The sequence below is a fragment of the Winogradskyella sp. genome (assembly GCF_028282165.1).
Taxonomy (GTDB): Bacteria; Bacteroidota; Bacteroidia; order Flavobacteriales; family Flavobacteriaceae; genus Winogradskyella.
On sequence record NZ_JANQIM010000034.1, the window covers coordinates 49,532 to 62,169 of the forward strand.

At 35.8% G+C, this 12,638-nt stretch carries 7 protein-coding genes; 6 read left to right on the plus strand and 1 reads right to left on the minus strand.

Going from position 1 to position 12,638, the window contains the following annotated elements; genetic code table 11:
* Positions 1-106 precede the first annotated feature (106 nt).
* The 6 genes from Q0972_RS14120 to Q0972_RS14145 all read left to right on the plus strand — a co-directional run bounded on the left by Q0972_RS14120 (position 107) and on the right by Q0972_RS14145 (position 11,096).
* On the plus strand, positions 107-3,046 hold the full coding sequence (locus Q0972_RS14120) for a SusC/RagA family TonB-linked outer membrane protein (RefSeq protein ID WP_299366655.1): 2,940 nt from the start codon (positions 107-109) through the stop codon (positions 3,044-3,046).
* Positions 3,047-3,075: 29 nt separating this feature from the next.
* On the plus strand, positions 3,076-4,671 hold the full coding sequence (locus Q0972_RS14125) for a RagB/SusD family nutrient uptake outer membrane protein (protein ID WP_367182406.1): 1,596 nt from the start codon (positions 3,076-3,078) through the stop codon (positions 4,669-4,671).
* 10 nt (positions 4,672-4,681) lie between these two features.
* Positions 4,682-5,782 carry a SusE domain-containing protein gene (locus tag Q0972_RS14130; RefSeq protein ID WP_299366659.1) on the plus strand — a complete coding sequence of 367 codons (1,101 nt, stop codon included), beginning with the start codon at positions 4,682-4,684 and terminating at the stop codon, positions 5,780-5,782.
* 12 nt (positions 5,783-5,794) lie between these two features.
* Entirely contained in the window at positions 5,795-7,465 is a 1,671-nt protein-coding gene (locus Q0972_RS14135; protein ID WP_299366661.1) for a SusE domain-containing protein, read from the plus strand.
* A gap of 335 nt (positions 7,466-7,800) precedes the next feature.
* Positions 7,801-10,596 carry an alpha-amylase family glycosyl hydrolase gene (locus Q0972_RS14140; protein ID WP_299366663.1) on the plus strand — a complete coding sequence of 932 codons (2,796 nt, stop codon included), beginning with the start codon at positions 7,801-7,803 and terminating at the stop codon, positions 10,594-10,596.
* Positions 10,597-10,673: 77 nt separating this feature from the next.
* Entirely contained in the window at positions 10,674-11,096 is a 423-nt protein-coding gene (locus tag Q0972_RS14145; protein WP_299366665.1) for a DUF4174 domain-containing protein, read from the plus strand.
* A 28-nt stretch (positions 11,097-11,124) separates the two neighbouring features.
* Here Q0972_RS14145 and Q0972_RS14150 read toward each other — a convergent pair whose 3' ends face one another.
* A complete protein-coding gene (locus Q0972_RS14150) occupies positions 11,125-12,573 on the minus strand; it encodes a S41 family peptidase (protein WP_299366666.1) in 1,449 nt (482 codons plus the stop codon).
* Positions 12,574-12,638: the final 65 nt, after the last annotated feature.

Consider the following 12,638-nt stretch of genomic DNA (forward strand, 5'->3'; position numbering starts at 1 on the left):
TTCGTCATGTTTTTTAACACTCATATCACACTAATTTTACATAGATTTAACCCGAGAAGTGAAAATATAAATCAATTAACTAAAGCAATTAATTTAAAATTATTGTATGAAAACATTCTTAAATGCTGTATTAATCTGTATAATTATGTTACCTGCAACCATGTTTGCTCAAACCTTAGTTTCAGGTACAGTTACAGACAAGGCAGACGCTATGCCTTTACCAGGTGTTAACATCGTGATTAAAGGCACTTCTAGAGGAGCATCAACAGATTTTGATGGTAAATATTCCATAGAAGTAAATCAAGGAGAAACTATTGTTGTTTCTTATGTGGGTTACAGTACCCAAGAAATTATTTATAATGGCGAGGCAACCATTGACGTTGCGCTAGAAGAAGACGCAGCGCAGCTAGATGAAGTGGTACTTGTCGGTTACGGTACAACAACCGTAAAAGATGCAACTGGATCCGTTGAATCTGTAACTTCAAAGGATTTTACACGCGGTAACATTGTAACGGCAGAAAATTTAATAAGCGGACGTGTTGCTGGGGTAAATGTAAGTACTGCTGGCGGACAGCCTGGTGCTACAGGGGCTATCAGAATACGAGGTGGTTCTTCTATTAATGCCTCTAATGATCCTCTAATTGTTATTGATGGTTTGCCTATATCTAACCAATCTGTTGCTGGAGCTAATGGTGTACTTGCAACGATTAATCCGAATGATATTGAATCTTTTTCGGTTTTAAAAGATGCTTCTGCTACTGCAATTTATGGATCCCGTGCAGCAAATGGTGTTATTATCATCAAAACTAAAAAGGGCCGTACAGGTTTTAGTGCAGATTTAGATACTCAATATACCTTTGGACAAGTTGATGAAACTATTGACGTCCTTTCGGCTGATCAGTATAGAGACTTGATTAATTCTCAACCTCTAAATGGAACTACCTTTGATACTTCTCAATTAGGTGAAGCCAACACAGACTGGCAAGATGAAATTTTAAGAGAAACGGTTTCTGCAATACATAATGTAACACTTAGAGGTGAACTCTTTAAGTTCTTACCTACACGTTTCTCATTTGGTGTTACACGACAAGAAGGTGCTTTAATTACCTCATTGTATGAAAGACGCACACTGTCGCTATCCTTAAACCCAAGTTTTTTTGACGACCATTTAAAAGTAAATGTCAATGCTAACATGGCCTTTGAAGACAATCGTTTTGCTGATAGAAATCAAGTTGGAGCTGCTTTGTCATTCGACCCGACACAGCCTGTTTTAGATCCTGATGCTCCTGCATTTACTCAAGGATTCTTCCAGTATCTAAATAGTTCAGGTACTGATTTTGCTGCTCAAGTAAACAGAAATCCAGTGTTTAAGTTAACCCAACGAAGAGATATAGGTGATGCTAATAGAACTTTTGGTAATATTAATCTAGATTATAAGTTTCATTTTCTTCCTGAACTGAAAGCAGTACTTAATTTAGGATACGACCGTATAGAATCTGTATCTACTATAAATGAACTGCTAGCAACAGATGATGATGTTAAAAGAGATGTTCGTAGAACCGAGGAAACACGTACAAACGAATCCCTCGACACCTATTTAACTTACGCCAAAGATATTGGCGATTTCGGGTTTGACGTAACTGCTGGATATTCCTACCAAAGATTCAGCTTTGATGGATTTGAGACTAACAATATTTTTGATCCTGAAACTTTCCCTGATACTTTTGCTGATCCAGATGTTGTATTAATTGGTTTCTTAGGACGACTTAATTTAAACTATAAGGGTAAGTATTTATTAACATTGAATTACAGACGTGATGGTACATCGCGTTTCAGTGAGGAAAATCGTTGGGGTGATTTTGGTGGTGCTGCATTGGCATGGCGTATAAGTGACGAGAACTTCTTGAAAGATTCTAACACTATCTCAAATTTAAAGCTACGTGCAAGTATTGGTTTCAATGGTCAACAAGAATTATTTAACGAGAACGATATATTTTTAAATAGATTACGATTAGGTGATGAAAATTCTATCTTTCAATTTAATAACCAACCTGTAAGAACCTTAGTACCTTCAGCCATTAATCCAGATTTAAAGTGGGAAGAAACCAGAACCATAGAGTTTGGTGTGGATTACGGGTTGTTTAATAACCGAGTATCAGGCTCTATAAGTGTGTTCCAAAAAGATTCTGAAGACTTACTTTTTAATGCGCCTGTTGCTGATGGTACCAACTTTACCAATAATATTGTCCAAAATGTTGGTAATTTACGTACACTTGGTTTAGAATTTAGTATTGACTACAACGTCATAAATAAAGAAGATTTTAACTGGAATGTAAACTTTAATGCTACATTACTCGATAGAGAAATTACTGAATTGGCTTTTGGCCAAGATATTTTTGCTGGAGGCGTTGATGGAGCTACTGGACTTTTAGGACAAGTGCTTAGAGAAGGTGAAGCACCTAATTCGTTCTTAGTATTCAAACAGTTATATGATACAAATGGTAATGCAATAGAAGGCGCCTATGCCGATTTAAATGGAGATAACATAATTAATGATGAAGACCGTTACATTAGAGAGAACCCAGACCCTGATGCTTTATTGGGATTCCAATCTAATTTAAACTATAAAAACTGGGATTTTTCCTTTAACTTGAGAGCAAGTATAGGCAATCATGTATATAATAATGTTAATTCTTCTAGAGCACAATTTGACCAAGTCATAAACAATGCGTCATTAGGTAATCTCCCTACATCGGTATTTGATAATAATTTCCAACGAAGAGATAATGTAATCCTTTCTGACATATACGTAGAAGATGCATCATTTTTGAGAATGGACAATATTACTTTGGGCTATACGTTTAGGGATTTTTCAAAGTATATTAAGAGTATAAGGCTTTGGGCAGGTTTACAAAACGCATTTGTAATCACAGATTACAGTGGTGTAGATCCTGAAATAGATATTACGGGAGATGCTCCAGGTATTGACAAAGCTATTTTTCCAAGAACACGTAATATTTTAGTAGGTGCTCAATTTAGATTTTAAAACAAAAAAAAGTTAAATAAATGAAAAGAATGATGAAACAAATTAAAAGCGTAAGTGTTGTCTTGCTTTCGGTCTTATTCATGTTTTCCTGTACGGACGACTTAGATATTGTACCATTAGACGATGATACTTTATTAGGAAGTGAAGCCTTTAATGATGAAGCAGCTTATGAGCAGTTGCTTGCAGGTGTATATGCTAATTTAGCATTAACGGGAACAGAGGGCCCTTTAGATTCTAACCTACAGGGTATTGATGCGGGTACAAGTCAATTTGGTCGTGTCTTGTTATATTTACAAACCTTATCAGCAGACCAAATGATATGGTCTTATGAAGGAGATGCGGGAACAAGAGAAATACAACGTAATATATGGACTTCTGCAAATCCATTGTTGTTGGGAATGTTTAGTAGAACGCATGCTACAATCGCATTTGCAAATAATTTTTTACGTGAAACAACTCCAGAATTGTTAGACAGCAGAAATGTATCTCAAGCAACAAGAGATGAGATTGTGGCCTATAGAGCTGAAGCACGACTATTGCGTGCATTATCTTATTATTATATGATGGATCTTTTCGGAAAGGCAAATTTTGCCACTGAAGAGACTCCGATCAACGCAGTGACTCCAGTATTTGATAGAGCCGAACTTTTTAGCTATATAGAAAGTGAATTGTTAGATATAGAAAACGATTTAGTTGACGCTAACCAAAATGTTTACGGTAGAGCTGATAAAGGTGTAGCTTACATGATTTTAGCTAAAATATATTTAAATGCTGAAGTATATATAGGCGAAAATCGCTATTCGGATTGTATAAACTACTGTAATCGAATTATTACTTCTGATTATATGCTGGCTAGCTCATACGCTCATAATTTTATGGCGGATAATAATACCAATTCAGCAATAAACGAGATTATTTTCCCTATTGTATCTGACGGTAGAGATACCCAAAACTTTGGTCCAACTACGGTTATGATCAACGGATCGGTTGGTAGTATTGAGGAAAATGGTGTTGAAGTTGGTGTAAATGAAGGTGGATGGGGTGGTGCCCTAAGAGTTCGTAGACAGTTTGTTGAATTATTTGAAGGTAGTATGTTTTCCTCCGATGAAAGAAATACAATCATCTCAGGTGATAGACCTATTGACATAATTGATATTGCAAATAGAGATACAGGATACATAATTCAGAAGTATTCTAATGTAGCTTCAACTGGTACTCCTGGAACTGACAGAACATATGTAGATACCGATTTCCCCCTATTCAGATTAGCTGATGTATACCTAATGTATGCTGAAGCACATCTGCGTGGTGGTGGTGGTACTATTTCTGAAGCCGTGAGTTATGTAAATGCATTAAGAACTAGAGCTAATAATCCCAACTCAATAACTGCTGGTCAGTTAACATTAGATTTCATACTGGATGAGCGATCCAGAGAATTACATTGGGAAGCACATCGACGACAAGATTTAATTCGATTTAACAGATATACTGGAGGTACATACAATTGGATTTGGAAAGGTAATAGTGATAATGGTATAGCTATACCATCTACTTTTAGCATTTATCCAATACCTGCATTAAGTTTATCATCAAATCCTAACTTAACTCAGAATCCTGGGTATTAATAAAAAGATTATGAAAAATATACTATCAAAAATACTATTCTTTACCATTGCTATGTTTACCCTCTTTCAATGCAGTGAAGATGAGGATACATTCGTTGCCACGCAAGTCTTAGAATCTGCGTTACTTGAGGTTGATGTTCCTGAAAATTTAGTACTAGACCCTCAATTTTCGAGTACCACAATCATCAATTTCTCATGGCAAGAAGCTGATTATGGTCAACCAACGCAAATAAATTACAGACTCGAAATGGACGATTCAGCTGATTTCGCTGAACCCATTCAGGTATCATCAACTACTCAGCGTTCTCTAGCGTTAACAGTTAGTCAATTAAATAGTGCTATAGGTGATGCTGGTTTGCCTCCATTTCAAACTGGTACTGTTTATGCAAGGATTGTCTCTACAATTGGAACAGAAGGTAGTTTAGAACAATTTAGTAACGCTGTTTCATTTGATGTCTTTCCTTATACCACTGAATTCCCTCGCCTTTATGTAGTTGGTGCCTATCAGGAAAATAGCGGTTATGGCCCTGAAGATGCAGATGCGCCAACTATAGCATCAAGCGAGTTTGGAAATGAAACAGACTATGAAGGTTTTGTTTACTTTAGTGGCTCAGATCTTAATTTTAGGTTTCATAGATCAGGTTTTGTTGGCGAATATGTTCAAGGCAATCCAGAATATGGAAACGATGGTGGTACAGTAGTAGAAGGAGCTAGTGGTTCTTTTAGTGCCCCTTCGGAAGGTTATTATCTAATAAGAGTTAATCTCGAGGATGGAACCATTTCTATGATGCAAACCGATTGGGCTATGACTGGTGAAGCAACACAAAATGGATGGGTGGACGCTGATGATCCGACTATCAATCCTGATTTAGATATGACCTATAATCCAGAAACACGCCTTTGGACAGTAGAAGAGGATATTAATCCTGCTGAGTTTAAGTTCAGAATAAATGATTCTTGGAGTCTAGAAATTGGAGATAATGAAGGAGATGGAAATCTTGAACTTGGTGTTAATGCTTCGAATCTCTCAACTAATGCATCTGGTCCGTCTTTAGTTACTTTAGATTTGAGTAGTCCTAGAGCGTATAGATTTTCAATTTCCCCACTATAAAAAAAATGAGTTATGAAAATAAATTTTAAAATTTTAATATTAGTATTAGCAACTCTTTTCGTAGGTTGTGAAGAGGACAATACGCTAGAGCTGACCACACAAGATGGTATTATATTAACCGATCCTGGAATTGGTCTAGTAGTAATAAATTCACAAAATTTAAACAACCAAGCTTTCAATATTACTTGGACCGACCATAACAATGCAAGTGGAACTTATAATATTGAGCTTAGCACTGATGATTTATTTGAAAGCAGTACTAGTATTGGTTCTACGGAATCCAATAGTTTTACATTTACACAAACGGAACTTAATACTACACTGGCATCATTAGATAACACTCCATTTATAGAGACCACAGCTTATCTAAGAGTAAGTTCAGGTTCTGATGTTTCTAATTTTGTAAGTTTTGCAGTAGTTTCTATTCAAGATGGTCCTGTACTTCTCTCACCAGAAGATGGAGAAAGTTATACACTGTTACCCGAAAATTTATCCGATGAAGTATTTACTTCTTCATGGCAATTTTTGGATGATCAGAATTTAACTATCACCTACACTTTAGAAGCAGCTTTAGCAGATACTGATTTTGCAGTGATTGAGTCTTTTAGCAGTCTAGAAAATATAAACAGTTTAACTGTTAACACCAATACACTCAATAACATCGCCCTCAATTTAGGTATAGAAGGAGATACTTCTGGAAATATTGATTTAAGAGTTAAGGCCAACTATATGGATTATGACAATATGATGGTTGAGACTTATTCAAATACCGTTACTATTACTGTTACATCATTCCCTGTTCTTATTGGCCCTTCCCCTTGGGGCGTTGTTGGCTCTGGATATAATGATTGGGGTAGTGCTGGTCCTGATGGACAGTTTTATACAACTATTGTACCTGGTATCATTGTTGCATATGTATCCTTAATTGATGGGCAAATCAAATTTAGAACTAACAATGATTGGGATAGTGGTGATGACCTCGGAGATGGAGACGGCGATGGTGTTTTAGATCAGCTTCCAGGTAATAATATTGATGTGACTGCAGGTGATTATAGAATAACAATTAATACCAATGATAATTCTTACACCATCGAAGAGTGGTCATGGGGTGTTGTTGGTTCTGGTTATAATAATTGGGGCGCAGATGGTCCTGATGGTAAGTTCTACTATGATTATATCACGGACACTTTTAAAGCAAGTGTTAGGTTAGTAGATGGTGAGATTAAATTTAGAACAAATAATGACTGGTCAAGTGGTGATGATCTTGGTGATGCTGGTAATGATGGTATTTTAGATCAAGATCCTGATAATAATATCGCTGTAACAGAGGGGCATTATTTAATCACAATTAATTTTAATGATAATAGCTATTCCATCGTTGCAACAGATGTATGGGGTGTTGTTGGTTCTGGTTTCAACAATTGGGGTGCAGATGGACCTGACTTTGCCCTTACAGAAATACAACCAAATATATTTGTTGGTGATATCGCAACTTTTGTTAATGGTGAAATTAAGTTTAGAACGAACAATGACTGGAGTAGTGGTGATGACCTTGGTGATGCTGGTGATGATGGATTCTTAGATCAGGACCCAGACAACAATATTGCTGTTAATGCTGGTCTATACCGCGTGAGGGTTAACCTCAACGATAGCAGTTATAATTTATACAGAATAGGAGATTAATATTTATCATTCTATTTTTTGAATCAACTTAAAGGCTTTTTGGAATGTTAAGTATTTGTTTTATTTCAAAAAGCCTTTTTTAATCTTGAATTATGATAAGAAAATTACACTATTTTTAATATCATGCTCGATTATTTACGATCTAAATAAAAGGTCAATTCTCATATTGACCCTTTTGAGCTATAGACTTCTAGAACTATAACCGTTATATCCCCATATCTAAATAAACGAATTTTAGAGATAACTATAGCATTACATTTATTAATCGAAACTCAATTTACTAAATCTCTAAATGCCTTTACATAACTAAGATTTTAAAAAACAATTATATACTCATGAAAAAGATTATTTTTTTGATGGCTATCTTTGCGACAGGTTTAACATTCGCTCAAAATATAACAGTTAGCCCCCCAACATTTAATGAAGATGATGAAATAACGTTAACACTTACCGGAGTAACTTGGGATCCTACAGATGTGTATTTGTGGGCCTGGTATTTTGATCTTAATGATGATTTTGTTGGCAATAGCCCGCTTACAGGTGACAACTTTAGTAATTCACCAGCCGCTGCAGAGTTTACTGATCAAGGTAATGGTACATACACTTATACTTTTACACCAACTACCTTTTATAACGACACTGGAATAGGTAGAATCGGCGTTTTGGCCAAGTCCCAAGATGGGACAAGCCAAACAGGAGATTTTACTTTTGAAGTAGGAATTTTCCAATTATTCCTTACTAATCCAACTGAAGATGTAACTTTGGTTAACTCAGCAGGAGATATGTTCAATATCATGGCGAATACAGCAAGCCAACCAGCTAATTTTGAACTTACCGCTAATGGTAATGTCGTTAATACTCAAAATAATATTACGGACTATAATTTTGACTACATGGTAAACGAATCCACAGATTTTGTCCTAACGGCAACAGAGGTAAGTACCAATACAACACTTAGTCAAAGCTTCACCGCCATAGTAAGCCCTACGCCAGCAATGCTTCCAGTGCCAGCAGGCGCAATAGATGGTGCTAATCTTGATTTTCCTTCAAACGGTGATATCACTTTTGTACTTTATGGTGAAGGTAAGGAATTTGTCTATCTCATAGGCTCTTTCAATAATTGGGAGATTGACGATATGTTTACGATGAACTATGACTCAACGACAAATAGGCATTGGATTACCGTCAATGGACTTGCTAATACAGATACCGTACTCTATCAGTATTTGGTTGAAGCAACTATTGCTGTTGCAGACCCCTATTCTACACTCATATTAGATGAATTTAATGATCCATTTATTACTAGTGACACATTTCCTAATATTCCAGCTTACCCAGATGGACAAACCAACAATCCTGTTAGTTGGCTCAGACCTAATCAAGCTGATTATGATTGGCAAGTCGATAACTTTATTCCACCCGCAAAGGAAGACTTAGTGATTTATGAACTTCTACTAAGGGATTTTGACGACAATCATTCATTCGACGATGTTGTAGCACGATTGGACTATTTGGAAACTTTGGGCGTAAACGCTATTGAACTTATGCCAGTGAATGAATTCGACGGCAATATAAGTTGGGGATACAATCCAGCATTCCACATGGCGCTTGACAAGTATTACGGTAGTCCAGAAGATTTTAAGGCTATGATTGATGCTTGTCACGAAAGAGGTATTGCAGTTTTAGTAGATGTAGTTTACAACCAAGGTACTGGTCAGCATCCATTCTACCGTATGTGGAATACTTCTGGTGGTGGTACAGGAGGTCAAGCTTCAGGTGATAGTCCTTTCTTTAACCCAGTTGCTACTCACAGCTATAGCGTGTTCAATGATTTTAATCACCAGTCGCCAGCTACACAAGAATATGTTGAGCAAACTATCAAATACTGGCTCGAAGAATTCCGCTTGGATGGCTTTAGATTTGATCTAACCAAAGGATTTACACAAAATTGTCTTAATAACGAGGCGTGTACCAATAACTATAATCAAGATCGTGTTGATATATTGAAGCAGTATGCTGATGCATGTTGGGATGCAAATGATAATGCGCTTATAATTTTTGAACATCTAGGTTTTGGTGGGTCACGAAATGAAGAGATTGAATGGAGCAACTATCGTCTTGCCGAAGGCAAGGGCATCATGTTCTGGAATAAATACACCGATCCTTACAACGAAGCAACTATGGGCTATACACCTTCTAATTTTAATGATATGGACTGGCAGAATATAGGTCTTAGTGCGCCAATGAATATCGGTTATATGGAAAGTCATGATGAAGAACGACTAATGTATAAAAATATAGCCTTTGGTAATTCCAATGGTGGCTATGACGTAACTGATCTTAGTACTGCCCTTGAGCGTATGAAGGCAGCAGGTGCATTCTTTTTTACCATTCCTGGTCCTAAAATGATTTGGCAATTTGGTGAATTAGGTTATGATGTTAGTATTTTTGAATGTGAAGACGGAACAATACCACTCCCTTATGGTAATGATGCTTGCAGAACAGGTGTAAAGCCCGATGGTTGGGATTATCTTACTGAAGCAGATCGTACAGAAGTGTACGATACTTGGGCTACTATTCTAGATTTCAAACAAAACCTACCAATCTTTAAAACTGATGATTTTACGATTGAATCTCAGACGACAAACGGTCTTAAACGTATATATCTAACGGATGATGATGCTATTGGAACTGAAATAAGTCAAGTAGTCATCCTAGGTAATTTTGGTGTTACGACCCAAGACATAGTTCCTTTCTTCCCTGAAGGTGGTACTTGGTTCAATATGATTTCCTCAGAAATGATCGACGTCATTGATACATCAGCACCCATTACACTAGGTCCAGGTGAATTTTTGATGTATTCTAATGAAGCTGTACTGAGCACTCCTGAGTTTGAATCTCTACAGGATTTTGCTCTGTATCCCAACCCATCGCGTACATTATTTAGCATAGATACAAATGTATCTAACGTTAAAATATATGACCTTACAGGTAAAATGGTTAAAGCCTTTAGCGGTGCTTTTACAAGAACAGATACGTTTGATATTTCTAATCTTGGTTCTGGAATGTATATCGTTAAAGTTGAAAATGACAATAACCAAACTATGACAACTAAATTAGTTAAACTCTAATTATTAAGTGTTATTTGAGTGAGAGAGCGCTTCTTAACGAAGCGCTTTTTTTATTATTTTTAAATTCCAGTTTTCAGATGAAATATCCTACATTAATACTAGTACTTTCATTGTTTGTCTCAGTTAATGCACAACAATTAGAAAAACACCTATGGAAAAATCGTGTTTTATTGGTTATCTCAGAAAATGAAACATCTGACTTATTAATGCGTCAGTTAGAATTATTGGATAAGCCCAAACAACTAAAAGAGCGAAAACTGATTATTTACCAAATACATCCAAAAAAACACAAAGTGTTGAACAAGGATAAATCCGATTGGGTGAAAAGTTCGGGCTTATTTGATGAATATAATGCTGAAGGAGTAGAATTTAAGATTGTTCTGATCGGATTAGATGGCGGCATTAAGCTTAAGCAAAACGATAATGTATTGACTAGCGAAATACTATTTTCTACTATAGATCGTATGCCAATGCGTCAAAGAGAACTGAGAGATCATTAAGAGTAAAAAATGATTACGATTTAATATATCACTTAATCAAGCTAATAGCCTTTATCAATACCTCATCCTTTTCACTTAAAATTGAATTGACTGTAGGCTCAACTTTATAGTTTGGAATAACCCCATGGTTATTGAACTTGGAGCTAAAATATGGGTTCTTTAAACTTATTAGAGGAAGGTTTACCTTTACCTTGGAATTCGGAAGATCGAGTGTAGGTATATACCCCGATACATTGCCTATAGAGCTTCCTCCAGTTTCTTCTCCTACAAACACAGCTCTTTCTTTATAATAGAGCATAGAAGCAAGATCAGCAGCTGCAGAAAAGGTAAAAGCATTAATCAATACAACTACCCTTCCTTTAAAACGTTCATCAAACGGCTTAAAGCTGCCAAGCGTGCAGTGGTCTTCCCATAAATGTTCGGTAGCATCATAGGTTCCTTTCTCATTTTTCTTAAAACAATTTGGTGCAATGTCCCAATGCTTACCATCTGGTAAGAACTTATAATTGTTTTGCCTAAACGTTATCTCACTATTAACGGTGAATTCTTTATCCAATAAATAACGGAGGAGATACATTATGTATGAGTCTTCGCCCCCAATATTGCTCCTCAGATCTATAATTAGATTAGAAATCATATCCCTATTTATGGTATTTATAATGCTATCAATTTGTTTATAAAACTCACCTTTTTGATAGTATCCAGGATTTAAGGATTTAATTGCTAATAATGCTGTATTTTTTAAGGTATCAATTTTCGCATAGTGCATTGGTTTTATTTTTTCTCTTTTCTGTGCAGAAGACTCAATGTACTCTGTATAGGATAAGCCATCGAGACTAGACGATAATATTTGCCCTTTTTTATTTTTGTATTTAATGCTATAGACTTTAGATGCTTTGCCCAGAGCCATTAACACTCTGGTAAAATAAAGCTGATTTTGAAGACGTCTGTACCTAATAGTTTCTATATCTCCGTCTCTATGTAGTATGGGAATTATCTTATTGAAGAAAACACTTGTGTTTTGACCATTTATCTCTAAGATTTCAGAACCTATTTCTATATCTTCGGATGACATATTTTTAATTACATAAGGTTTTTTATTGACAAATATGTATTTGACCGGAAAAATTAGATTTCCTTTTATATCATTCAAATTAGGTAAAAAAACCTGAGCATGACCGTCCCTAAGTTCAGCTATAATTGGCATTACAATTCCTGCAAACTCATTTCCTGAAATTGATTGCTTTCGTATCACCTCTTGCCTTGCCTTTTCAAACTGATCATTTAGATTCTTTGGCGTTGTAAACCTATACGGATCACCATGAGCTTTAGTTATCCAGTGTTTTAAAGTATCTAAATCCTTTATTAAAAGTGATGAGTTTATTGTATTATTTTTTATGGGCTCATCTTGCGCTTTAGACTTTTTACACGCAAAAGTGAAGAGTAGGATTAATAAAGAAGCGTAAACTCTTTTCATTTGGACTAAATTTAGCCAAAAGAAGAAAAATCTCTAGGCATTCAATTTTCAAATATTGCTAATTT